A 23,876-nucleotide genomic window follows, 5' to 3' on the forward strand; every position below is an offset into this window, starting at 1 on the left:
TTCAATAGTCGCGATACCACCCGGTCCGGTGATCTTTCGTCAGTCCTGTAACGACCCGACCATCGACTGGAAGTCGTCCTCCGACACGATCGGCACCCGGTACGCGCGGGCGCGCCGGGCCTTGCCGGACAGCGTGAACGGGTCGGCGGCCACCAGCACCCGCGTCGACCGGGTGACGTAGCCCCGGCTGACCAGTCCGGCGGCCTGCGCGCGGGAGATCCAGACGTCCCGGGGCTCGGTCATCTGGCCGGTGAAGACCACCAGGTCACCGCGGGTCAGCGGGACGTCCTCGACGGTCCGCACGACGGTCGCGTGCCCCCGGCGGACCTCGGCCACGTCGTCGCCGGGCAGCCGGGGCCACGGCACGGTCGGCGCGTCCAGCACCCCGTCGCGCAGGTAGTGCGCGAGCAGCCGGCCGGTGGCGCGGGCGTCGTGCAGGGCGGAGTGCGCGTCGTCCAGGACGACGCCCGCCGCGTCGCAGCAGGCCTGGAGGGACCGCTTCACGCCGGGCAGGAAGAGGGGCGCGAGGCGCATCGTGCACAGGCCGTCCACCGCGAGGTCGACGCCCAGCCGGCCGAACTCGGCGGCCAGGAACCGCGCGTCGAACGCCAGGTTGTGCGCCACCAGCACCCGGCCGGACAGCAGCCGCGCCAGCGTCCCGGCGACCTGCGCGAACGTCGGCGCGTCCCACACGTCGGCGGCGCTGATCCGGTGGACGTGCTGCGGGCCGAGGTCCCGGCCGGGGTTCAGCAGCGTGCACCACTCGCCGGCGGGCCGGCCCAGGTCGTCCAGCAGCACCACGGCGATCTCCACGACCCGGTCCGAACGCCCTGCCGCGAACCCGGTCGTCTCCACGTCGACCACGGCGTACCCCATGACCGCCGGAGCTTAACGATCAGGATCACCCGCGCAGCGCCCGGAGCGCGAGATCCACGACGGTGTCGGAGAACGTGCCGGTCAACGGCCCCGTACGCAGCAACCACCGCTGGTACACCGGCCCCAGCAGCAGCTCGGCGGCGGCGGGAACGTCCACGTCCCCGCGGATCTCCCCGGCCCGCTGCGCCGCCGCCAGGCGCTGCTCCACGACCACCCGCCGGGGCGTGAGCAGGAGGGTGACCAGGTCCGTGCGGACCTCGTGCACGAGGGCCCGGCACACCTGGTCGAACCGCCGCTCGACCAGCTCGTCGACGGCGTCGCGCAACTCGACCTTGAGGTCCTCGCCCAGGTCGCCCCACGGCCGGACCGCCCGCCCGACGGCCCTGAGCTCGACGAACGCGTCGAACAGCAGCGGTCCCTTGGACGGCCACCACCGGTAGATCGTCTGCTTGCCCACCCCGGCCCGCGCCGCCACGGCCTCGATCGTCAACTTCGCGTAGCCCAGCGCCTCGACCAGCTCCAGGGCGGCGGCGAGGATGGCCCGCCTCGAACGGTCGCTGCGCCGCGCCGCGTCGGGTGCCATCCCGTGATCGTATGCGCGCTTTTGCGGTCGTTCACATCTCTCGGGCCGAGCCATTCGGGGAGTGCGGGCGGGCGGCCGACCCCCCGGACCCGGCGGGTGGGGCGACATCGGCACCGCCGCCCGAGCGGCCTGCGGCAGTATGGCCGAGGTGCGGATCGGGGTGCTGGGGCCGTTCGAGGTCCACACGGACGACGGCGTCCCGGCGGTGGTGCCGGGTACCCGGCTGCGCGCGCTGGTGATCGCGCTCGCGCTGCGACCCGGTCGCGTGGTGCCGAAGGCGGCGCTGGTCGACTGGATCTGGGGCGGGCACCCGCCGTCCGACGCGGCGAACGCCCTGCAACGGCTGGCCTCCCGGCTGCGCAGGGTGCTGCCGGACGGCGTGGTCGACGGGCGGGCGGGTGGTTACCGGCTCGCGGTGGAACCGGAGGCCGTCGACGCCGTGCGGTTCGAGCGGCTGGTCGGTCAGGCGCGCGGTGCCGGGGAGGCGCGGCGGGTGGAGCTGCTGCGCGAAGCCCTCGACCTGTGGCGCGGCGCGGCCCTGGAGGGCGTCGACCTGCCGGACAGCGCGGCCCTCGGCGCGGCGGTCACCCGGCTCGACGGGCTGCGGCTGGCCGCGCTGGAAGACCGGTACGAAGCCGGTGTCCGCCTCGGTCACGGCGCGGACCTGGTCGCGGAGCTGACCGGGCTGGTGGCCGCGCACCCGGTGCGGGAGCGGTTCGTCGCGGCGCTGATGCGCGCCCTCGGCACCGCCGGCCGGAGCACCGAGGCGCTGGTGGTCTACCAGCGCGCCCGCGAAGCCCTCGCCGACGCGCTCGGCGTCGACCCGTCGCCGGAGCTGTCCGCGCTGCACGTCGCGCTGCTGCGGGGCGAGGTGGGGCGGCGGGAGGAGGGCCGGCGGACCAACCTGCGCGCCGAGCTGACCACCTTCGTCGGCAAGGACGCCGACGTCCTCGCGGTCCGCGACCTCGTCCTCGGGCACCGGCTCACCACCCTGATCGGGCCGGGCGGCTCGGGGAAGACCAGGCTGGCCGCGGAAACCACGCGCGCGCTGCTCGACGACCTGCCGGACGGGGCCTGGCTGGTGGAGCTCGCGTCCGTCGGCGCGGGCGGCGACGTGGCCCAGGCCGCGCTCGCCGTGCTCGGCCTGCGGGACGCGCTGCTCGGCGAGGCGACGGACGCGGAGCCGACGGACCGGGTCGTCGCCGCGCTCCGCGAGCGGGACGTGCTGCTGGTCCTGGACAACTGCGAGCACGTGATCGAGTCGGCCGCGGAGTTCGCCCACCGGGTGCTCGGGGAGTGCCGCCGGCTGCGGGTGCTCGCGACGAGCCGGGAACCGCTCGGCATCACCGGCGAACAACTGTGGCCGGTCGAGCCGCTCGCCCTGCCCGCGGTGGACGCCGATCGCGGCGGGATCGAGTCCTCACCGGCCGTCCGGCTGCTGCGGGACCGGGCCGGCGCGGTGCGCAAGGACCTCGTGGTCGACGGTCCCGTGCTGTCGACCATGGCCCGCGTGTGCCGGGCGCTGGACGGGATGCCGCTGGCCATCGAACTCGCCGCCGCCAGGCTGCGCACCATGTCCCTGGACCAGCTCGCCCACCGGCTCGACGACCGGTTCCGGCTGCTGACCGGCGGCAGCCGCACGGCGCTGCCGAGGCACCGGACGCTGCGCGCGGTGATCGACTGGAGCTGGGAGCTGCTCACCGGGGCCGAGCGGGTGGTGCTGCGCCGGCTCGCGGTGTTCTCCGGCGGCGCGAGCCTGGACGCGGCCGAGCGGGTCTGCGCGGGTGCGGCGGTCGAGGCGCGGCAGGTGCTCGAACTGCTGACCGCGTTGACGGAGAAGTCGCTGGTGGTCACCTCGGGCGAGGGGGAGCAGCGCTACCGGATGCTCGGCACGATCAGGGAGTACGCCGGGCACCGGCTCGCGGAGGCGGGCGAAGCGGAGTCGGCGCGCCTCGCGCACCTCGCGCACTTCACCGAGCTGGCCGAAACCGCCGAACCGCACCTGCGCCGCGCCGGGCAACTGGGGTGGCTGGCCGCGCTGGAGGCCGAGCACGACAACATCGCCGCGGCGATGCGCGGCGCGCTCGCGGCCGGCGAGGCGCGGGCCGCGATGCGGCTCGCCGCGGCGGCCGGCTGGTACTGGTGGCTGGCCGGGCGCAAGGTCGAGGGCAGCGAACTGGTCCTGGCGGCTGCCGCCGTGCCCGGCGAGGTGCCCGACGACGTCCGGGCGATGGTGTACGCGTTCGTCACGACGTTCCTGACCTCCGGGCGGGGCAGCGGCGAGCAGCAGGCCCGGGAGTGGATCCACGAGGTCCACGAGATCAGCCGGCGGGTGGCGGACCCGCACCCGTCGGTGCACCTCGTCGTCCCGCTGGAGCGCCTGCTGAGAGCGCCGGACGAGTTCCAGTCCGCGTACGAGCCGCTGCTCGCCCACGAAGACCCCTGGGTGCGCGCCGTCGCCCTGGTCCAACTGGGCAAGATGCGGATCATGCGCGGCCACGGCGGCCCGGAGGCGGACCACTACCTCGAACGGGCGCGCGCCGAGTTCCTCGCGATCGGCGAGCGGTGGGGGCTGTCGTTCGCCCTGACCGAGCTGGCGAACCGGATCGCGATGCGCGGCGACTTCGCCGGGGCGTGCGCGCACTACGAGCACGCGATCGCGGTCGTCACCGAGGTCGGTGCCGCCGAGGACGTCGTGCGGATGCGGTCGCGGCAGGCCCAGTTGCGCTGGCTGTCGGGCGACGAGGAGGGGAGCGCCTCCGCCCTGGCGGAGGCGCAGCGCGGCGCGGAACGGGTCGCCTGGCCGGAGGCGCTGGCCGAACTCGCCCTGTCGAAGGCGGAACTGGCCCGCTGGCGCGGCGACGCCGAGCAGGCGCGCCGGCACCTCGCCGACGCCACGGCCCTGCTGGGCGGCGACGCCGAGCAGCCGTACACCCACGCGGTCTGCCACGACCTCCTCGGCTACCTCGCCGAAGGGCTCGACGAGGCCCGCGCCCACCGCGTCGCGGCCTACCGCGCGGTGTCCGAGACGGGACTCGTGCCGATGACCGCGCAGGTGCTGGTCGGGATCGCGGACCTGGCGCTGCGGCACGACCGGCACGAGCAGGCCGCGCGGCTGCTCGGGGCGGGGGCCGGCGTGCTCGGGCTGACCGACCGGTCCCAGCCGGACGCGGCCCGGATCGAGGCGGCCGTGCGGCGTCGCCTCGGCGACGTGCGGTACGCGGAGGCGACGCGGGAGGGCGCGGCGGCGGACTGGCGCGAGCTGGCCGAGGTCACGCTCGCCTGGTGAACGCCGCCCACGCCCACCCGTGGCCGACGACCGCGATCCCGGTGCGCCAAGCGAGGGCGCGCGATTGACACCCGACGGGGCGACCCGGTCAACGGTCGGTGGACGGCTCCTCGCCGGACAGGCTCGTGGCGACCGCGAACCCCGCCCGGCACGCCGGGCAGTCGGCCTCGGACTCCTCCCCGCGCACGAACTCGCACCAGATCGAGGACCGGCCGGATCAGCTCAGGTACCGGTCCAGCACGGCGGCTTCCGCGCGGAGCCGTTCGGCGTCCTCGGTGCGGCCGAGCCGCTCGTACTCCGTCGCGGCGGCCGTGCGTTCCCGCACCTCCTCCTCGACGATCGACCGCAGGTCGGCTTCGGTGAGGTGCCGGCGTTCCGCTTCCGCCGCGCCCAGGCCGCTCGCCGCTCCGGCGACGTGCTCGTTCCCCGTGACGTGGGTCGGTGAGGTGCCGGCGGGGACGGCCTCGGCGTTGTCGATCGCGGCCAGCGCGGAGCGGAGCGCGGTGACGGCGACGCGGTCCCGGCTCTTGAGGGCGGCTTTCAGGTCGTCCCGCAGATCTGCGCGCATGGTGGGGTCCAATCCGGTAGAAGCGATACGAGTATATGGTATCGGGGTGCCTCGGGTTGCCGATCATGACCAGCGCCGTGCCCAGATCGCGCGGGCGTTCCAGCGCCTGCTCGCCGCGGACGGGTTCGCCGCCGTCTCGTTCTCGCGGGTGGCGACCGGGGCCGGGTGCTCGGTCGGGCTCATCCAGCACTACTTCCCCGACAAGGACGCGCTGCTCCGCTTCGCCTACGACGACGCCGTGAGCCGGCTGGGCGAGCGGGTGCGGGTGCGGGTCCGCAACGGCGAGGCCGCCCGGCTCCCGGTCGCGGAGGTGCTGCTCGACAGCCTGGTCGAACTGCTGCCGCTGGACGCGGAGCGGGACGTCGAGTACCGCGTGCGCCAGGGCCTCCAGGCCCAGGCGCTGCACCACCCCGGTCTCGCCGAGGTCGCCCGGCGCGCGGGCCGTGACCTGCTCGGCTACGTGACCGCGGTGATCGGGGACGGGGTGGGGCGCGGTGAGGTCGACGCCGGCGTCGACACCGGCCTCGCCGCGCGCGTGATCCTCGCGACCGTGCAGGGCCTGGCCGACCAGCTCGTGCTCTCGGGCGCGGACGCGTTCCCGGCGCGGGACGCGCTGGGCCAGGTCGTCGCCGCGGTGTTCACCGGGAACCGCGCCGTGCGGGACCGCTGATCGTCGCGCCGGGGGCGCGGGCTCCGTGACGGCAGCGGGGCCGTCCGGCTATGTTGGCAATATGACTGTATTGCCAACGAGGTCGTTCGGGGAGCGGGACCGATGACCGGCCCGGTGGTTGTCCGGCTGAGCAGCGGCACCGTTCGCGGTCGTCGGTTCGACGGGCACCTCTCGTTCCGGGGAATCCCCTACGCCGCGCCCCCGGTGGGCGACCGGCGGTGGCGACCGCCCGCACCGGTCACGCCCTGGTCCGGCGTCCGGGACGCGACCGGGCCCGGGAACCCCGCGCCGCAGTCGGCCCGGTCGTTCGCGGAGGTCACCTCCCTCGACGAGGACTGCCTGACGCTCGACGTCACCGCGCCGGCGGCCCCGGGCACCGGGCGACCGGTGGTGGTGTGGCTGCACGGCGGCGGTGGGACGAACGGAACCACTGCCGGTCGCGACGCCCGGCGGCTCGCCCTCGCCGGCGACCTCGTCGTCGTGGCACCGACCTTCCGGCTCGGCGTGCTCGGGTGCTTCGGCCACCCGGGCCTCGCCGACGGGGGCACCTTCGGCCTCCAGGACCAGCGGGCCGCGCTGCGCTGGGTGCGGCGGGAGATCACGCGCTTCGGCGGCGACCCGGCGAACGTGACCCTGGCCGGGGAGTCCCACGGCGCGCTGATGGTCGCGGCGCACCTCGTGTCGCCCGCGTCGGCCGGGCTGTTCCACCGCGCGATCCTCCAGAGCGCGTTCGCGGTCCTGGGCCCGACGCCGGCGCACACCCTCATCCCCGGCGTGCCGGCGCTCCCGCCGATGTGGACCCCGGCCGCCGAGCTGGACCGGCTCGGTGCCGCCACCGCCGCCGAGCACGGCTGGACCACGCCGGGCGGTGATCCCGGGGCGGCGCTCGCGCGGCTCCGGCAGGTCCCGGTGGCGGACCTGCTCCAGGCGTCGGACGCCTTCATCCGACCGGCCTTCGGCGGGCTCACCCTGCCCGAGTCGCCCGCGGTGGCACTGCCCGCCGGGCGCTTCCACCGGGTGCCGGTGGTGCTGGGCACCACCCGCGACGAGGCGCGGTTCTACGTCGGGCTCTTCGCGGACCTCGCCGGCCGGCCGGTCACCGCCGAGAGCTACCCGCGACTGCTGGCCGAGGCGTTCGGCGACGCGGCGGACGAGGTCGCCGCCCGCTACCCGCTCGGGGACGCCCCGACGCCGAGCCTCGCCTGGGCGCGGCTCTGCACCGACCGGGCGTGGGCGCGGCCGGCCTGGGAGCTGGGCCGCGCCTTCGCCGCGCACACCGGCACGTGGTTCTACGAGTTCGCCGACCGGGACGCCCCGCCGCTCGTGCCGCTCCCCGGCTTCCCCGCCGGTGCCCAGCACTCCAGCGAGCTGCCGTACCTGTTCGACTTCCCCGGCGGTCCGGTCCTGTCGGCGGCGCAACGCGCGCTCGCCGACGGCGTCCGGGGGTACTGGGCGGCCTTCGCCACCCGTGGCGACCCCGCGCGCGCCGACCTCCCGGCGTGGCCCGGCTTCGGCACCGGGCACGTCCAGTCCCTGGCACCGGACCGGATCGGCGGCACGGACTACCGGGCCGAGCACCGCCTCGACTTCTGGGCGCGCCTGCCCTGAGCGGTCGGGCGGCAGCCCCACGCCCTCGACGGCGAGCTCCTCGCCCGCTCAGACCTGCCGCTGGGTGATGTTGACCATCCAACTGATCCCGAACCGGTCCACGAGCGCGCCGGCCTCGTCACCCCACGACTGCTTCTCCAAGGGCGTGGTCACGGTGCCGCCGGCGGACAACTTCGCGAAGTGCCCGCGCAGTCCGCCGTCGTCGCCGCCGAGGTAGACCGCGACGTTGGTGCCCGGGTGGTGGGGCACTTCCTCCGGCACGTCCCAGGCCATCAGCGAGTAGCCGTCCGGGGTGTCGAGCCGGGAGTGCACGACCTGGTCCGCGCGGGGCGAGTCCGGCGAGCCGAAATCCGCCACCGTGCCCAACTCCAGTTCGCCGCCGAACACCTCCTGGTAGAACTCCATCGCCTGCCGCGCGTTGCCGCGGTAACCGAGGTACGGGTTGAGTCGAGACCCCACCTGGTGCTCCTTCGTGTCGGTGGAACAGCGGCCCGGACCGCGGAAGTGACCGCCGAGGGCGTCCGGGGGCCGCACACCGAGCTTCCCGGCAATACACGACACCTCGTGTCGTGTATTGCCCTAGGGTTTTCCGGTGCGCGCCGACCGGCTGGTCTCCCTGGTCCTGCTGCTGCGCCAACGCGGTCGGCTGTCCGCGACCGCGCTGGCCCGGGAGCTGGACGTGTCCACCCGCACCGTGCTGCGCGACATCGAGGCGTTGTCCCTGGCCGGCGTCCCGGTCTACGCCGAGCGCGGCCGGCACGGCGGGTTCGCGTTGCTGCCCGGTTTCCGGACCGAGCTCACCGGGCTCAACCACGACGAGGCCCTGGCCCTGCTGGTCGCCGGATCGCGGCGCGGCGCGCAGGCGTTCGGACTCGGTTCGGCGCTGGCCTCGGCCATGCTCAAGGTGGTCGACGCACTGCCGGCGGGTCACCGGGACGCCGCCGCCGGCGTGGCCGAGCGGCTGCTCATCGACCCCGAGACCGACCTCCTGTCCCGTCGGCAGGTCGCCGAGGAGGTGCCCGACCCCGTGGTGGCCGAGGTGCGGCGCGCGGTGCTCGCCGGGCACCGGCTGCGCATCCACTACGCGGCGGCGGCGGACCGGACCCCGGGTTGGCGCACGGTCGACCCGATCGGCCTGGTCACCGTGCGGGACCAGGGCTACCTGCTGGCCACCAGGTCCGGCGCGGACCGCACCTACCGGCTGTCCCGGATCTCGGCCGCCGAGGAACTCGCCGAACCCGCCCGGCGACCGGACCGGGTCGACCTGGACCGGGCCTGGCAGGAGCGCAGCGCGCGGTTCCGCAGCGGCGGCGACCAGGTCACCGCGCTGGTGCGGGTGGTGCCGGCCCGGCGGGAGGACCTGGTGGGCACCGCGCTGGCCGTCCTCACCGAGGAGGTCGAGGCGGACGGCCGGCTGCGGATGGAGGTGACCTTCCAGGACCCGAGGCACGCCGAGTGGGCGCTGTGGCAGTTCGCCACGAGTGCCGAAGCGCTGGCCCCGCAGTGGCTGCGCACCGCCCTGCACGACCGCGCCGCCGCGATCGCCACCCGTTACGCGGCCCCGGCCTGAGCGCCGGTGGGGCCCGGTGCCGAACTCGCGAAGGTGTTGCGGCTCGACCCCCACAACCGGGCGTCGTCGAGTGCGACTCGGACGGCCCACTCACGAAGAGAGTCGATCGCCCGGCCGCTGACAGGGCCGGTCAGCGGGCGACCCTCGCGCGGGCCTCGTCGGTGAGCGGGGCGAAGAAGTTGACCAGGTTGCCGTCGGGGTCCCGGAGCAGCAGGGAGCGGTTTCCCCACGGCATCGTGGTCGGCTTCCGCACGATCTCGGGGGCGACGGCCAGGCCCGTCAGCCGTTCGTACTCCCGGTCGACGTCCTCGACGAGGAATTCGAGGATCGCGGTCCGGTTCGACTCGGGTACGGCCGCCCCGGCACCGAACAGCGCCATCGTCTCGGCACTGCCGATGGCCAACGTGCACGACGGACCGACGAGCTCGGCGAACTGCTCGGCGGGCCGCCGCGCATCGAGGCCGGTCACCTGCTCGTAGAACCCGACAAGACGGGCGACGTCGTTGGTGATGACGCGGACGGAGACAAGCTGCACGGTGAATCCTTTCTGCGCCGGAGGACGGTTCTGATCCCGTCCTCCGAGGGGACACCGGACACGGTAAAGGCGATAGTGGACAGGTTCCGCCCGGTATTGGGAGGATCTTGTGCGTGACTCGGCCGATCGCCCGCGTACTGGCCTTGCTGGAGATCCTCCAGCGCGGAGGTACCCGCACCGTCGCCGAGCTTGCCGAACGACTCGACGTGGACGAGCGCACCGTCCGCCGCTACGTCGGTCACCTCCTCGACCTGGACGTCCCGGTCCGCTCGGTGCGCGGGCGGCACGGCGGGTACTGCCTGGCCCCGGGCTATCGGATGCCTCCGCTGATGCTCACCGACGAGGAGGCACTGGCCGTCCTGCTCGGTCTGGTCGCCGGCCGGCGCGCCGGGTTGCTCAGCACCTCGGCCGCCGCCGCCGAGAGCGCAATCGCGAAAGTCCGTCGAGTGCTGCCCGAAGCACTCGGCCGTCGGCTCGACGCGCTGCTGGAGGTCGCCGACTTCACCGCGCCCGCACGACCGGCGCTCACGACGGAGGCCGAGGTCCTGCTCACCGTCGCGGAGGCGGCGCGGGATCGTCACCCGGTCGAACTCGGCTACACCGCCGGCCACGGCGGTGCCGGCACACGCGTCGTCCACCCGTACGGGGTCGTGGCCCACTCCGGGCGGTGGTACGTGACCGGCTTCGACTCCGCCAGCGGGGAGGTGCGGACGTTCCGCGTCGACCGGATCACGACCGTCGAGATGCACGTCGGAACGTTCGACGCACCAGTCGGGTTCGACCCGGCCCAGCGGGTGCTGACCGCGATCGCCGAGACGCCGCACCGGCACGAGGTATCCGTGCGGATTCGATCGACGCCCGAACAGATCCGCTCCGTCCTCCCGCCGTCCGTCGCCCGGCTGGAGGAGATCGATCCCGGCACTTCCTGGGTGCGGGCCCGGATGCGGGCACAACGGCTCGAATGGATACCACCCCTGCTCGCCGCGCTCGACCGGCCGTTCGTCGTCGAACGACCCGACGCCCTCCGCGACCTGGTGCGAGCACTGGCCGGCCGGCTCGCCGGCCACGCCGAGGCGCGACCGGAGGACTGATCACGCGCTGGGAAATTCGACGTCCCACCGGCCTGAGAGCACAACGGGAGCAAAAAATCCCACGGAGGCGAAGGCGTGGCCGAGGGGGTCGGCGCAGGCACGGGGCCCGCAGGGGCGCGGGTCAGGACTGGGCGAGGTCGGCGAAGCGGCTGTAGTGCAACTGGTGCGCGACGGTGATGGTGGCGGTGGGGCCGGCGCGGTGCTTGGCGATGATCAGGTCGGCCTCGCCGGCGCGCGGGTCGTCGCGCTCCCACGCGTCCGGGCGGTTGATCAGGATCACCATGTCGGCGTCCTGCTCCAGCGAGCCGGACTCGCGCAGGTCGGAGAGCTGGGGGCGCTTGTCGGTGCGCTGCTCCGGGCCTCGGTTCAACTGGCTGATCGCGATCACCGGCACCTCCAGCTCCTTCGCGATCAGCTTCAGGTTCCGGGAGAACTCGGAGACCTCCTGCTGGCGTGACTCGGTGCGCTTGCCCGAGGACATGAGCTGGAGGTAGTCGACGATCACCAGGCGCAGGTCGTGCCGCTGCTTGAGCCGCCTGGCCTTGGCCCGGATCTCCATCATGGTCAGGTTGGGCGAGTCGTCGACGAACATCGGCGCTTCGCTGATCTCGCTCATCCGGCGGGCGAGCCGGGTCCAGTCGTCGTCGCTCATCCGGCCACCGCGCATGTCGCCCAGGCGGATCTTGGCCTCGGCGGAGAGCATGCGCATCACGATCTCCGTGCGGCTCATCTCCAGCGAGAAGATCGCGCTGGTCAGGCCGTGCTTCACCGAGCAGGACCGGGCGAAGTCCAGGCCCAGCGTCGACTTGCCGACACCGGGGCGGGCCGCGACGATGATCATCTGACCGGGGTGCAGGCCGTTGGTCAGCTCGTCCAGGTCGGCGAAGCCGGTCGGGATGCCCAGCGACGAACCACCGCGCGAGGCGATGGCGTCGATCTCGTCCATGGTCGGTTGGAGCAGCTCCTCCAGCACCACGTAGTCCTCGGTGGTGCGGCGCTCGGTGACCTCGTAGATCGCCGCCTGCGCGCGGTCCACCACCTCGTCCACGTCGGCACCCTCGGCACCGTTGTAGCCGAGCTGGACGATCCTGGTGCCGGCCTCCACCAACCGCCGCAGCACGGCCTTCTCGGCGACGATCTCGGCGTAGTAGGACGCGTTCGCGGCGGTCGGCACGGTGGCGATCAGGGTGTGCAGGTACGGCGCGCCGCCGACCCGCAGCAGCTCGCCCCGGCGCTCCAGCTCCGCCGAGACGGTGATCGGGTCGGCCGGCTCGCCGCGCCCGTACAGGTCCAGCACGCAGTCGTACACGGCCTGGTGCGCGGGCCGGTAGAAGTCGTTGGGGGCGAGCACCTCGACCACGTCGGCGATGGCGTCCTTGCTCAGCAGCATCCCGCCGAGCACGGATTGCTCCGCGGCGAGGTCCTGGGGCGGCTGCCGTTCGAAACCGGGCTCGGTCATGCCCCGGTCGTCCACCAGCGCCACCGCGAACTCACCCCAATTCTGTTCGTGCCCCAAGTTGTACCTCGTGGGTACGACAATCCCGGCGAGGCACGCTCAGCGACCCCGGCGACGCTAAGGCCCCCGGATGGACCAGGCAAACGAGCCTGTGGACAAGCCGGTGGACAGCCTGGGGATGGTTTCGCAGGGTTGGGCACAGCACCGGGGAAAGCTGTGGACAACCTGGGTACAACTCCGGTCGTGACAGAAGTTTCCCCAGGTCAGACCCTGTGGATAAGTGTGTGGAGAAATGCTTTGTCACACCCTCGGCGTGTCGCGTGTAACCGGCCGCTCGGCGTGTCGCGGCCTACCTGTCACAGCGAGTTGTCCACAGCCGGACGTGCGAAGGGGCCGCCCGACCGGAGCACCGGTCGAACGACCCCTTCAGCGGCGGAACACGCGCGGGCTCAGCCCGCGGCGGCGACCTCGACGGCCAGCGCCACCGTGACCTCCGGGTGCAGGCGCACCGAGACGGTGTGCTTGCCCAGGGTCTTGATGTGACCGGCGATGTCGACCGACCGCTTGTCCAGCGTGGGGCCGCCCGCGGTGCGGACCGCCGACACGATGTCGGACGAGGTGATCGAGCCGAACAGCTTCTTCGAGCCGACCGCGGCCTTCGCCTTGAGCGTCACGGAACCCAGGCCCTCCAGCGAGGACTTGATCTCCTTGGCGTGGTCCAGGTCGCGGACCCGGCGGGTCTCCTGCGCACGGCGGATGACCTCGACCTGCTTGGCCGCGCCCTTGGTGGCGAGGATCGCCACACCGCGGGGCAGCAGGAAGTTGCGGCCGTAGCCGTCCTTGACCTCGACGATGTCGCCGGGGCCACCGAGTCCGCTGACGTCAGCGGTGAGGATGAGCTTCACGGTGTTCTCCCCTTTCTCAGCGAGCGGTCGAGGTGTAGGGCAGCAGCGCCATCTCGCGGGCGTTCTTGACGGCGACCGCGACGTCGCGCTGGTGCTGCGAGCAGTTGCCGGTCACCCGGCGGGCGCGGATCTTGCCCCGGTCCGAGATGTACTTCCGGAGCAGGGTGGTGTCCTTGTAGTCGATGGCGTGCGCGTTGCGGTCCTTGCAGAACGCGCAGACCTTCTTCTTGGGCTTGCGCACAGGCGGCTTGGCCATGTGGTTACTCCTGGTATCACGCGGTGAGGTATGGGGGGCGGTCTAGAAGGGGGGCTCGTCGGAGAAACCGCCGCCGGAACCCGCCGGGGGCGCGGAGCCCCACGGGTCGTCGGCCGGGGCACCGCCGCCGCCACCGCCGCGAGACTGACCGCCGCCGCCGCCGAAGCCGCCGCCACCGCCGTCTCCACGGCTCACCTTGTTGACCTTCGCGGTCGCGTACCGCAGCGAGGGGCCGATCTCGTCGACCTCCAACTCGATGACGGTGCGCTTCTCGCCTTCCTTCGTCTCGAAGGAACGCTGGCGCAAGCGCCCGGTCACGACCACGCGCGAGCCTCGGGTGAGGGACTCGGCCACGTTCTCCGCGACCTGCCGCCACACGTTGCACCGCAGGAACAGCGCCTCGCCGTCCTTCCACTCCCCCGACGCCTTGTCGAAGGTCCGGGGCGTGGAAGCGACCGTGAAGCCGGCCACCGCGGCACCGGACTGGGTGAAGCGCAGCTCGGGGTCGGCGGTCAGGTTCCCGACCACCGTGATCGTCGTCTCGCCTGCCATGTCGAGACCCCTAGACCTTGGCGGCCGCGGCCTTGACGGGCTTCTGCCTCGGGGCCTTGGAGGGCTCGCGGCGCAGGACCTTGGTCCGGAGCACCGTCTCCTGGAGTCCGAGCTGGCGGTCCAGCTCCTTCACCGCGTCCGGGGACGAGATCAGGTCGAGCACCGCGTAGATACCCTCGGTGTTCTTGTTGATCTCGAAGCTCAGCCGGCGCTTGCCCCACACCTCGACCTTCTCGACGTTCCCGCCCGTGGTGCGGATGACGTTGAGGAACGTGTCAAGGGACGGCGCAATCGTGCGCTCGTCGAGACTGGGGTCGAGGATGACCATCACTTCGTAATGACGCATGAAGACCACTCACCTCCTGTGGACTCGGCGGCCACGGACTTTCCGTGGCAGGAGGGTCGTCGCGTCAGCAACCCGCAGAGGGTAGCAACCGGTCCCGGGGCACCGTCGCCGGGGGCCGGTTCCCGCTGGTCCGCGAGGGGCGATCGGGCCTCAGGGGGCCACCGCGCGGCGCAGCACCCAGGTGCGCACCAGCGCGCCGGTCACGCAGGACAGCGCGAGCACGGCCAGCAGCACGGGAACGCCACTACCGCCCGCCCGACCGCTGCCCGGCAGCGCCTGCGCGCGCCCGGCGGTCTGCACGCCGTCGGCGTCCGCGCCCGGCAGCCGGTGACCGGGGACGGTGCCGCCGTACCGGACGCCCGGCGGGAACCGGCCGGGCATCGCGAACGGCAGCGAGCCGTAGCCGGACAGCGGCACCCGGCCGAAGTCCCCGCCGAACGGGTTCGCCCCGGAGAGCGGCAGGTCCGCCCCGCCGACGCCGTCGACCGGCGCGAACCCGCCGGGCGGGTCACCGGGCCGACCGGTGTCCGGCGTGCCGCCGGGCCGACCCGGGTCGGGCGTGCCGGTGCCCGGCGGCGTACCGGGGTCGGGTGGAGTGCCGGGATCCGGCGTGGGCTCGGTGCCGGGCACGCCGGGCAGGTGGCCGATCGCCTCCTGCGCGGCGTCCGCGACGTCCTCGACACCGTCCTGCACGGGCGCGACGGCGGCGTTCACGCCGGTCGCGGTCACGCCGCAGAGGCGGGTCAGCGTCGCCCGGACGCGCGGGGTCACGGTGGTGAGGACCGGCCCGAGCACCGAAACTCTGCCCAGGTGGGCGACGACCTGGTCCGCGATGTCGCCGCCGGAGATCACGCCCGTCCCGGTGGGGATCGCGCCGATCGGGATCGGGGGCAGCGCGGTGAACGCCGACGTGAACGGCTCGGCGAGCGGCGGCCCGAGCAGCGGGACGGCCCGGACCAGGTCGGACACCGGTCCCACCACCGCGCCGGGGCTCAGCGACACGGGCGTGCCCGGTGCTCCCCGGACGGTGGTGGCACAACCGCCGACCACCACCGGCTCGGCCGCGTCGGCGGTGCCCGCCCCCGCCGCGCCGACCGCGAACACCACGGCCACCGCACCCGACAGCCGGGTGAGTCGGGTCCGCACGTTCCAGCCTCCCTGCCCTGCCACCACGCCGTTCCTACTTGCAAGTAACGAGCGTAGGGCCTCGTGGTGACGCGAGTCATGTCCGATCCGACGAAATTCCTATCGGCAGCCCCGGCCGACACGTTGCGGCACCCGACTACTCTGCACAGTCATGCGCATCGGGGCTCACGTCCGCGACGACGACCCAGTGGCCGCCGCGGCAGCCCGCGACGCCGAGGTCGTCCAGTTCTTCCTCGCCGACCCGCAGGGGTGGAAGGCTCCGACGCCGCACCCGCAGGCCGAGGCGCTGCTGGCCGCCGACCTCGACGTCTTCGTCCACGCCCCGTACGTGGCGAACGTCGCGTCGCTGAACAACCGGATCCGCATCCCGTCCCGGAAGATGGTCCTCCAGCACGCCGACGGCGCGGCGAAGGTCGGTGCCAAGGGCCTGATCGTGCACGGCGGCCACGTCGCCAAGGGCGACGACCCGGCCGACGGCATCGCGAACTGGCGCAAGATGTTCCAGCGCCAGGCGGCGGACGGCGGCTTCGCGGTCCCGATCCTGATCGAGAACACCGCGGGCGGCGACAACGCCATGGCCCGCACGTTCGACATGCTGTCCCGGCTGTGGGACGCGGTGGGCGAGTTCGACGCCGGGTTCTGCCTGGACACCTGCCACGCGTTCGCCTCCGGCGAGGACCTGGTGGGCGTCGTCGACCGGGTGCGGGCCATCACCGGCCGCATCGACCTGGTGCACCTCAACAGCTCGCGCGACGAGTTCGGCTCGGCCCGCGACCGGCACGCGAACATCGCGTCGGGCACGATCGACCCGGAGCAACTGGTCGCGGTGGTCGCCGAGGCCGGCGCGCCGGCACTGGTCGAGACACCGGACGAGGGACAGGCCGAGGACATCGCGTACCTCCGCGAGCACCTGGCCCGATGAGCGTGACACGGGAGGTGGCCGCCGTGCCCGAACGGTCGTCCGGGCGGCGGTCGCACCGGCTCGGCCGGATCGCGCTGGCCGCGCTGGTCCTCCTGTGCGGGCTGACGCTGCTCGCGGGATTCGCCAACAAGGACCGCTGCACCGGCCCGTTCTTCGACCCGTGGGGCCGCAGCCAGCCCGACTACGAGAAGCGCAACAAGCGGGACGTCTGCTACTCGGACATCCAGCACCTGTGGATCGGCCGCGACGTCGACCGGCACGTGTTCCCCTACGTCGACGGCAGCATCAACACCGACGGCGTGCTGATCGGCGGCACGGTCGAGTACCCGGTGCTGACCGGCCTGCTGATCTGGGCCGGGGCGATCTTCGCGCACGACGACGCGACGTTCCTGCTGTTCTCGGCGCTGCTGATGGCCCCGTTCGGGCTGGCCACGGCGTGGCTGCTGGGCAAGTTGAGCCGCTGGCGCGCGCTGCTGTGGGCGGTGGGCCCGCCGCTGGTGCTCTACGCGTTCCACAACTGGGACCTGCCGGTGGTGTTCTGCGCGGTGGCGGCGGTGTTCGTCGTGCACCGGGGCTGGGGGCGCACGCCCAGACCGCTGGTGGACCGCGCGGTGGTCGCGGCGGTGCTGCTCGGGCTGGGGTTCGCGTTCAAGATCTACCCGGCGGCGTTCGTGCTGCCGCTGTGCCTGTACGTGCTGACCGGCGGCCGTGAGGGCCTGGGCGAGGACCGCAAGCTCGACTGGCCGGGCGCGGTGAAGGTGGCGCTCGCGGCGGCCCTCACGGTCCTGCTGGTGAACCTGCCGTTCGCGCTGGCCGGGTTCGCGGGCTGGCAGGCGTCGTTCACGTTCCAGCAGTTGCGCCGGGTCGACATCACCACGAACTCGATCTGGTTCTGGGGCATGCGCCCGTTCATGCCGGACGAGACGATGCAGGCGGTCGTCGGCGTGCTGTCGCCGGTGGGCATCCTGGCGTCGTTCGGCCTGGCCTGCTGGATCGGCTGGCGGCGGTTCCAGCGCGAGGGCATCTACCCGTGGGTGCCGGTGTCGGCGGCGATGCTGTGCGGGTTCCTGCTGCTGCACAAGGTCCACTCGCCGCAGTACACGCTGTGGCTGGTGCCGATGTTCGTGCTGCTGCGCGTCCCGCTCGGCTGGGCGTTCGCGTACTTCGCGGCCGACCTCGCGATGGGCATCGGCATCTTCCGCTGGTACTACGCGATCGAGTTCGGCCAGCCGTCCGGCATCTACGACGGGCTCGCCGCGCAGGCCGTGACGATCGGCGTGTGGGGCCGGGCGGCGCTGCTCGCCACGTTGTTCTTCGTGTTCCTGAAGGCGCAGGTGAGCTTCCGGGACCGCCCGCTGGACCGGTTCCTCGCGGTGACGAAGGCGAGGGCGAAGCCCTGACCGACTTCCTGGACGCCACCAGGGCCGCCTACGACGTGGTCGCGGTGTCCTACGAGGAGCTGCTCCGGGACGACCTGGCGGCCAACGCGCCGGACCGGGCCGTGCTCGGGCTGTTCGCGGAGTGCGCCACCGGCCGGGTCGCCGACGTCGGCTGCGGACCGGGCCGGATCACCGCGCACCTGGCCTCGCTCGGGGTGGACGCGTTCGGCGTCGACCTGTCGCCGGGGATGGTCGAGGTGGCCCGCGCCCGCCACCCGCACCTGCGGTTCGAGGTCGGGTCGATGACGTCGCCGGACCTGCCGGACGAGTCGCTCGGGGGCCTGGTGGCCTGGTACTCGCTGATCCACGTCCCGCCGGAGCTGCACCCGGAGGTGCTCGCCGGGTTCTTCCGCGTCCTGGAGCCGGGCGGTCACCTGCTGCTGGCGTTCCAGGTCGGCGACGAGCGCCGCGACCTCACCGAGGGCTACGGCCACCGGATCGACCTCACGGCGTACCGGCTGCCGCCGGAGCGGATCGCGGCGCACCTGGTCGACGCCGGGTTCGAGCCGCGCACCACGGTCGTCCGCGCGCCCGAGCCTCGGGAGAAGACCGCGCAGGCGTACCTGATCGCCCGCAAACCGGGGTGAGGTGCGGCGGGGTCCGCGAACCCCGCCGCACCGTCAGCTCCGTGCCGAAACGATCGCCCCGACCACCAGGCGGACGAGCCTGACCAGCACCACGAGCAGCCCCGGGCAGATGACGGCACAGGTCAGGGCCAGGTCGTCGGAGGCTCCGTACGCCTCGGCCGTCGCGGTGATCGCCCACGCGGACAACCCGCCGTGCACCGCGAACAACGCCAGCCGCGCCGCGACCGCCCGCACCGGCACGAGCGCCACGGCCACCCAGAAGACGGTGAAGAAGAAGCTGACCACCAGCCCCGTCAAGCCACCACCCATCAGGACCTCCTCCTGATCACCGGCTGTGGCCGGGGTCGGGAACCAGGGTCCCCTGCGAGCAGAACTGCTTGAACGGCGGGTTGATCCCGGCGTTGGAGTCGCCCCCGGGCACCGGTTGATCGCTGACGACGAACTGGCCGGCGCGGTTCATCGCCCGACCGTCGTGGTAGAGGTGCTGGTCCGGCATCAGGCTGCTGACCGGCACCGGGGTCTGCGGGCGCAACCGCTGGATCGCGCCGTCCGCGCACACCTCGAAGTACAGCTCCTGCCAGATGGGCGGCGCTTTGCCGAAGATCGACGAATTGATGCCGGATATGCCGCCCGCGTTGAAGAACATGCCCTGGACGGTGCTCACGAGGTCCTTCACCAGGCCGGGCACGCGACCGTCGTTCTCCAGCCGGTCGACCCAGGCGGTCACCGCGCGCACGCACACCGCGTTCGTCGTGGTCTGCGTGCCCGACGCGTCGAGCAGCGCGGGTGCGGTGCCACCCGACGAGGAGGAACGGCCGGGCAGCAGCCCCGTCCGCACCGGGTCGAACAGGTCCTGCACGACGAAGCCCCTCGCCCGGACGGGCGAGGGGCTTCGTCGTGCGTCGGTGGGGATCAGGCCGCCGGGACCGCCCGCGCCCGCCGGCCGATCCGCAGCACCCGCTGGTCCGGCGCGCCGTCCAGGAACCCGCCGCACGGGTCGTCGTCGCCCGCCCGGCGCACCAGGTCCAGCGACGGCCGGTAGATCTCCCGCAGGATGATCACACTCAGCGCGATCACCGCGACGTCCCGGATCACCACCGCGCCCAGGAACCAGTCGATCGGCAGGCCCTTGTTGTCGGTGCCCAGGTAGAAGTACATGCGGGGGGCCCAGACCAGCGCGTCGACCGCCATCCACGCCAGCAGCGGCTTCCAGCGCGGCAGCGCCAGCACGGCCAGCGGCACCAGCCACAGCGAGTACTGCGGGCTCCACACCTTGTTCGTCAGCAGGAACGCCGCCACCACCAGGAACCCGAGCTGCGCCAGGCGCGGCCGGGTCGGGGCCGACAGCGTCACGTACCCGATCCCCAGGCAGCACAGCAGGAACAGCACCGCGCTGACCGTGTTCAGCACCTCGGGGGCCTGCCCGTGCAGCAGGCCGGGGTCGAAGCCCTGCCAGTTCGTCCACTGCGCGACCACGTTGTAGAGCGAGTCCGGGTCCACGCCGCGTTCGGTGTTGAGCCGGAAGAACTCCCGCCAGCCGTCCGGGTAGAGGTACGCGATCGGCGCGTTCACCGCCGCCCACGTGGCCAGCGTCGCGGCCAGCGTCGACAGGCCGGCCTTCACCTTGCCGGTGCGCCAGCACAGCAGCAGCAGAGGCCCGAGCAGGAACAGCGGGTACAGCTTCGCCGCGCCGCCCAGCCCGAGCAGGACACCGGCCAGCACCGGTTTCTTCCGCGCCCAGGCCAGCAGGCCCGCCGTCGCGAACGCCGTGGCGAGCGTGTCGAAGTTGGTGAACGCGTGCACCACGACCAGCGGTGACACCGCGACGATCGCCGCGTCCCAGACCCGCCGCCGGGCGAGCCGGGCCACCGCCCACGCGGTCACCAGCCACGCCAGCGCCAGCCACAGCGCGGTGATGTTGAAGTACACGATCACCGTCATCGGGTTCGGCAGCCAGCCGGTCTGCGCGATGACCGTCCAACCCTGCGCCATCTTCGCGTTGAGCCACTGGAACACGCCGGTCAGCACCGGGTACTCCATGTACCGGACGTGCTCGGTCGCCTTGCCCTCGTCGTCCACCCAGGACGTCTTGTAGGGGAACATCCCCGGCTGGTCGAGCCGCTCCGCGGTGTACAGCGGCACGGTGTCGGAGTAGCACATCGCGGTGAACTGCCTGCTGCCCCGCCAGTCGAGCTGCGCCACGCCGTTCTGGTCGGTGTACTGCTGCACGCACGGCGACTTCGCGATCCACGCGAACGACAGGGTCACCACGGCCAGCAGCAGCACGACGCGCACCGGCGTCCAGAACCACTGGCGTCCCACCGAGGCGTGCCGGCCGAGCGCTCCGCCGAGCGGTCTGGACGCCGCCTTCGCCAACGGCTCGGTCCACGTGGGGTACACCCGCTCGTCCGGGCCGAGCGAATCGGTGTCGTCGGCGCTCGCCGGTGTGTGCTGTGAAGGGCTGGACACCTGCCGGATGCTACGGGGAGGCGTCCACGGTTGTGGTGAAGAAGGCCGGTCGGGAGGGAATCCGGATCGGTTCCCCGGGAAGAGGACCCCGCGACCCGGCCCCGTGCGACGACGAGGGCGGGGCGCGCACCGCGCACCCCGCCCTCGTCGTCAGTCGACTACCGCCTGGTCATCCGGACTTCCGGTGGGCTCTGCGGTGTCACGCCGCCCCCGCCCCCGATCGGATCGGGGTTCGGGTTCGGGATCGTGGGCTCGCTGGTCGGCACCGTCGTCGTCTGGCACTGGCGGCCGAGGCACCGCGTCGTGGTCGTGGTCGTCGTCGGCTCGACCTCGGTCGGCTTCGGCGGCGTGGTGGTCGTGGTCTTCTCCTCGACGTCCCTGGGGACCGTCGTGGTGGTCGTCGGAACGATCTTCGGCGCTTCGATCTGGCCGATCGCGTTGGCCTTCGGGAACCGGTCCACCGGCTGGCCGTTCATCGCCTGGTTCATGAACTGCTGCCAGATCTGGCCGGGGATGCCGGAACCGTAGATGTCCCTGCCCAGGTTGTTGATCAGCGCCTTGCTGCCCGTGTCCGTACCGAGCCACACGCCGACGGACAGCGTCGGGGTGTAGCCCACCATCCACGCCTTGGCGTTCTGCGAGGTGTCGGCGAGCTCGTGCGTGCCGGTCTTGCCCGCGCAGTCGCGCTTCTCGGCGCAGCCGATGTTGGACTTGGTCGGGATCTCCTTCAGCACGTCCGTGACGTTGTCCGCGATGTCCTGGCTCTTGGTCGCGTCCGTGTCGAACGCGGGCGAGGTGACGTCGACGTGCTGGTGGATCATGTCGCCGGCCGCGTTGGTGATCTTCGTGATGAAGAACGGCTCGTGGTAGACGCCGCGCGCGGCGAACGTCGCGTACGCCGAGGTCATGTCGAACGGCCGGACCAGCGTCTGGCCACCACCGATCGAGATGTTGCCGTCGGGGACGCCGCCGTCCTCGCCGACCAGGAGCTTGCGCGTCCCGCCGTCGTAGTTGATCTCGCGCGGGATGCCCGCCTGGTGGGCGGCCTCCGCGACGTTGCCGGTGCCGATCTGCATGGCCATGTCGAAGAACACGGTGTTGACCGACTTCACCATCGCCTCGCGCACGCTGCACTGCTTCGGCACCGCGCAGGAGACGCCGAGCGAGTTGCGGACGGGGCGGTTCTCACCGCGACCGGGGAACGTCCGGGGCGAACTGCCGTCGTAGAGCTTGCCCGCGCCCTCGCCCTTCTGGAGGGCCGCGACGAAGTCGAACGGCTTGAACGACGAGCCGGGCTCCTGGAGGGTGCCCTTCTGGTAGTCGATGCCGTTGCCGTCGCCGCCCATGTAGGCGCGCACCGCACCGGTCGCCGGGTCGATGGCGGACATCGAGGCCCGCAGGTCCGGGTCCTCGCCCGCCAGCTTGTCGCTCACCGCCCGCTCGGCGGCGGTCTGGAGCGTCGGGTCGATCGTGGTGTGCACGATCGCGCCGGACTTCTGGGCCCGCTCGACCGGCCAGTCGACCTTGGCCATCTCGGCCTCGACCTGCATCCGGATGAACAGCCGGGTCCCGTCCAGCCCGTTGGACTCGATCTCGGCCAGCGGGCGCAGCTCCGGCTGCTGCTGCGCGTTGCGGTACTCCTGGTCGATCCAGTTGCCCTTGACGAGCTGGTCCATCACGTAGTTCCAGCGTTCCTTGACGTACAGGGGCTCCTCGGACCGGCCGGGGCTCTGGATCATGCCCGCGAGCAGCGCGGCTTCGGGCTGGGTGAGCTCCTTGAGGTCGTTGCGGTTGAAGTAGACCTTCGCGGCCTCCTTCACGCCGTACGCGGAGCGGCCCAGGTAGATCGTGTTCAGGTAGGCCGTCAGGATGTCCTTCTTGTCCTGCGACTCGGACATCTTGTACGCCTTGACGACCTCGGTGAACTTCCGGCTCAGCGTGCCCTGGTCCTCGGTGGTCGCCTGCTTCACGTACTGCTGGGTGAGGCCGGAGCCACCGCTGTCCCGGCCGGTCGCCTGGTAGAAGACCGCGCGGGCGATGGCGGTGAAGTCGAAGCCCGGGTTCGTCTCGAAGGTCGGGTCCTCGGCCGCGAACACCGCCTGTTTGAGCTGGTCGGGCAGGTCCTCGTACTTGACCAGGGTGCGGTTCGCGCCGGAGGGCGCGATCTTGGTCATCTCCGAGCCGTCGGAGTACAGGATGGTGATCGCCTTGGCCTGCTCGAAGGCGACCTGCTCCGGGTTCGGCACGTTGACCAACTGGTAGGCGATGGCGAACGCGACGATCGGGCCGAGGATCATCAGGAACAGGCCGACGTAGGTGACGCGGCGCACCCGCCGCCAGATCTTCTTCCGGCGCAGGACCTTCGCCTCCTCCGGAGTCGGCTCGTCCTCGTAGTCGTCCTCGTAGAACGGCTCCAGCTCGACCTCGTCCTCGCGGTGGGTGAGCAGCTCCGGCTCACGGGCCACCGTCTGGTGCACCGGGGGCAGCAGGTCGGTCGGCTCCTCGCCCGGCCGTCGCGGCGGGCCGCCGGGACCGCCGGCAGGGGGGCGTCCGGGCGGCACGGGGCCGTTCGGGCCGGGCCGGCGGGTGCCGCCGGGAGGCGTGGTGGGGCGCGCCGGACCTCGGGGGACCTGGCGCGTGGCGTTCGGGTCGGCGTTGGCCGGACCCGGCACCCCGGGAGCGCCCGGACGCGGTGCCGCGCCGCCGTGGGACCCGGGGCCGGGGGGCGCACCGGGACCGCCGCGCGGGTTCGGACCACCGGGGCCCGGCTCGGGCGCGCGGCGTCGACCGCCACCGCCCTGCGGGAAACCGCCCGGCGGCGTGCCGGTGCCCTGGGGGGGACCACCCTGCGGACCGCCCTGGGGAGGACCGCCCTGCGGGATGCCGCCCGGGGGCGTGCCCAGGGGCGGGCGTCCCGGCGGCGGACCACCGGCCGGCGGGCGCGCGAAACCGCCCGGCGGCGTGCCCTGGCGGGGACCCGGCTGGCGGGCGAAACCGCCCGGCGGGGT

The 23,876-nt window shown here is 72.9% G+C and carries 23 protein-coding genes; 8 read left to right on the forward strand and 15 right to left on the reverse strand.

Annotated features, from left to right (window positions below):
• Window positions 1–39: 39 nt before the first annotated feature.
• Together AB0G01_RS04430 and AB0G01_RS04435 are read right to left on the reverse strand one after the other, a co-directional pair.
• On the reverse strand, window positions 40–876 hold the full coding sequence (locus tag AB0G01_RS04430; RefSeq protein WP_360939561.1) for an exonuclease domain-containing protein: 837 nt from the start codon (window positions 874–876) through the stop codon (window positions 40–42).
• Between the two features lie 25 nt (window positions 877–901).
• The gene (locus AB0G01_RS04435; RefSeq protein ID WP_360939563.1) at window positions 902–1,459 is read right to left on the reverse strand and encodes a TetR/AcrR family transcriptional regulator; all 558 of its coding nucleotides are present in this window, start codon (window positions 1,457–1,459) and stop codon (window positions 902–904) included.
• Between the two features lie 148 nt (window positions 1,460–1,607).
• Here AB0G01_RS04435 and AB0G01_RS04440 point away from each other — a divergent pair, with 148 nt between their 5' ends.
• Window positions 1,608–4,748, forward strand: coding sequence for a BTAD domain-containing putative transcriptional regulator (locus AB0G01_RS04440; protein WP_360939565.1), 3,141 nt, complete (start codon window positions 1,608–1,610; stop codon window positions 4,746–4,748).
• Window positions 4,749–4,965: 217 nt separating this feature from the next.
• On the opposite strand, the gene AB0G01_RS04445 is transcribed toward AB0G01_RS04440, so the two are convergent.
• Window positions 4,966–5,316 carry a GatB/YqeY domain-containing protein gene (locus AB0G01_RS04445; RefSeq protein WP_360939567.1) on the reverse strand — a complete coding sequence of 117 codons (351 nt, stop codon included), beginning with the start codon at window positions 5,314–5,316 and terminating at the stop codon, window positions 4,966–4,968.
• 46 nt (window positions 5,317–5,362) lie between these two features.
• Between AB0G01_RS04445 and AB0G01_RS04450 the strand changes: the two genes are divergently transcribed.
• Together AB0G01_RS04450 and AB0G01_RS04455 are read left to right on the forward strand one after the other, a co-directional pair.
• Complete coding sequence (locus AB0G01_RS04450) at window positions 5,363–5,986, forward strand: TetR/AcrR family transcriptional regulator (protein WP_360939569.1); 624 nt, start codon at window positions 5,363–5,365, stop codon at window positions 5,984–5,986.
• A gap of 102 nt (window positions 5,987–6,088) precedes the next feature.
• Complete coding sequence (locus AB0G01_RS04455) at window positions 6,089–7,594, forward strand: carboxylesterase family protein (protein WP_360939571.1); 1,506 nt, start codon at window positions 6,089–6,091, stop codon at window positions 7,592–7,594.
• A 48-nt stretch (window positions 7,595–7,642) separates the two neighbouring features.
• On the opposite strand, the gene AB0G01_RS04460 is transcribed toward AB0G01_RS04455, so the two are convergent.
• Window positions 7,643–8,053, reverse strand: coding sequence for a VOC family protein (locus AB0G01_RS04460; RefSeq protein WP_360939573.1), 411 nt, complete (start codon window positions 8,051–8,053; stop codon window positions 7,643–7,645).
• Window positions 8,054–8,186: 133 nt separating this feature from the next.
• On the opposite strand from AB0G01_RS04460, the gene AB0G01_RS04465 reads away from it, so the two are divergent.
• Entirely contained in the window at window positions 8,187–9,164 is a 978-nt protein-coding gene (locus tag AB0G01_RS04465; protein WP_360939575.1) for a WYL domain-containing protein, read from the forward strand.
• 130 nt (window positions 9,165–9,294) lie between these two features.
• Here AB0G01_RS04465 and AB0G01_RS04470 read toward each other — a convergent pair whose 3' ends face one another.
• A complete protein-coding gene (locus AB0G01_RS04470) occupies window positions 9,295–9,699 on the reverse strand; it encodes a VOC family protein (RefSeq protein ID WP_360939577.1) in 405 nt (134 codons plus the stop codon).
• Between the two features lie 113 nt (window positions 9,700–9,812).
• On the opposite strand from AB0G01_RS04470, the gene AB0G01_RS04475 reads away from it, so the two are divergent.
• The gene (locus AB0G01_RS04475; RefSeq protein WP_360939579.1) at window positions 9,813–10,790 is read left to right on the forward strand and encodes a YafY family protein; all 978 of its coding nucleotides are present in this window, start codon (window positions 9,813–9,815) and stop codon (window positions 10,788–10,790) included.
• A 121-nt stretch (window positions 10,791–10,911) separates the two neighbouring features.
• On the opposite strand, the gene dnaB is transcribed toward AB0G01_RS04475, so the two are convergent.
• The 6 genes from dnaB to AB0G01_RS04505 form a co-directional block, all read right to left on the reverse strand.
• Window positions 10,912–12,249 carry a replicative DNA helicase gene (gene dnaB / locus AB0G01_RS04480; protein ID WP_360939870.1) on the reverse strand — a complete coding sequence of 446 codons (1,338 nt, stop codon included), beginning with the start codon at window positions 12,247–12,249 and terminating at the stop codon, window positions 10,912–10,914.
• 446 nt (window positions 12,250–12,695) lie between these two features.
• Window positions 12,696–13,151, reverse strand: coding sequence for a 50S ribosomal protein L9 (rplI, locus tag AB0G01_RS04485; RefSeq protein ID WP_360939581.1), 456 nt, complete (start codon window positions 13,149–13,151; stop codon window positions 12,696–12,698).
• A 16-nt stretch (window positions 13,152–13,167) separates the two neighbouring features.
• Window positions 13,168–13,407 carry a 30S ribosomal protein S18 gene (rpsR, locus tag AB0G01_RS04490; protein WP_015105786.1) on the reverse strand — a complete coding sequence of 80 codons (240 nt, stop codon included), beginning with the start codon at window positions 13,405–13,407 and terminating at the stop codon, window positions 13,168–13,170.
• Between the two features lie 42 nt (window positions 13,408–13,449).
• Window positions 13,450–13,959: a single-stranded DNA-binding protein gene (locus AB0G01_RS04495; RefSeq protein ID WP_360939583.1), complete on the reverse strand. Its 510-nt coding sequence runs from the start codon at window positions 13,957–13,959 to the stop codon at window positions 13,450–13,452.
• A 10-nt stretch (window positions 13,960–13,969) separates the two neighbouring features.
• Window positions 13,970–14,305, reverse strand: a complete 336-nt coding sequence (gene rpsF, locus AB0G01_RS04500) for a 30S ribosomal protein S6 (RefSeq protein ID WP_360939585.1) — start codon at window positions 14,303–14,305, stop codon at window positions 13,970–13,972.
• A gap of 150 nt (window positions 14,306–14,455) precedes the next feature.
• Window positions 14,456–15,451: a hypothetical protein gene (locus AB0G01_RS04505; protein ID WP_360939587.1), complete on the reverse strand. Its 996-nt coding sequence runs from the start codon at window positions 15,449–15,451 to the stop codon at window positions 14,456–14,458.
• A 151-nt stretch (window positions 15,452–15,602) separates the two neighbouring features.
• Between AB0G01_RS04505 and AB0G01_RS04510 the strand changes: the two genes are divergently transcribed.
• Genes AB0G01_RS04510 through AB0G01_RS04520 form a run of 3 tightly spaced genes read left to right on the forward strand, consistent with a single transcriptional unit; the run spans window position 15,603 to window position 18,399 of the window.
• On the forward strand, window positions 15,603–16,373 hold the full coding sequence (locus tag AB0G01_RS04510) for a deoxyribonuclease IV (RefSeq protein ID WP_360939589.1): 771 nt from the start codon (window positions 15,603–15,605) through the stop codon (window positions 16,371–16,373).
• On the forward strand, window positions 16,370–17,773 hold the full coding sequence (locus tag AB0G01_RS04515) for a hypothetical protein (RefSeq protein WP_360939591.1): 1,404 nt from the start codon (window positions 16,370–16,372) through the stop codon (window positions 17,771–17,773). The genes AB0G01_RS04510 and AB0G01_RS04515 overlap by 4 nt, the downstream gene beginning before the upstream one ends.
• A complete protein-coding gene (locus AB0G01_RS04520; protein WP_360939872.1) occupies window positions 17,770–18,399 on the forward strand; it encodes a methyltransferase domain-containing protein in 630 nt (209 codons plus the stop codon). Before AB0G01_RS04515 ends, AB0G01_RS04520 begins: the two co-directional genes overlap by 4 nt.
• Before the next feature lie 33 nt (window positions 18,400–18,432).
• Here AB0G01_RS04520 and AB0G01_RS04525 read toward each other — a convergent pair whose 3' ends face one another.
• From AB0G01_RS04525 to AB0G01_RS04540, 4 genes are all read right to left on the reverse strand, one after another.
• Window positions 18,433–18,708, reverse strand: coding sequence for a hypothetical protein (locus tag AB0G01_RS04525; protein WP_360939593.1), 276 nt, complete (start codon window positions 18,706–18,708; stop codon window positions 18,433–18,435).
• 16 nt (window positions 18,709–18,724) lie between these two features.
• Entirely contained in the window at window positions 18,725–19,258 is a 534-nt protein-coding gene (locus AB0G01_RS04530; RefSeq protein ID WP_360939594.1) for a hypothetical protein, read from the reverse strand.
• A 53-nt stretch (window positions 19,259–19,311) separates the two neighbouring features.
• Complete coding sequence (locus tag AB0G01_RS04535) at window positions 19,312–20,868, reverse strand: glycosyltransferase 87 family protein (RefSeq protein ID WP_360939596.1); 1,557 nt, start codon at window positions 20,866–20,868, stop codon at window positions 19,312–19,314.
• 158 nt (window positions 20,869–21,026) lie between these two features.
• Entirely contained in the window at window positions 21,027–23,540 is a 2,514-nt protein-coding gene (locus tag AB0G01_RS04540) for a transglycosylase domain-containing protein (protein WP_360939598.1), read from the reverse strand.
• Window positions 23,541–23,876: the final 336 nt, after the last annotated feature.

Source organism: Actinosynnema sp. NPDC023587, from assembly GCF_040640215.1.
Taxonomy (GTDB): domain Bacteria; phylum Actinomycetota; class Actinomycetes; order Mycobacteriales; family Pseudonocardiaceae; genus Actinosynnema.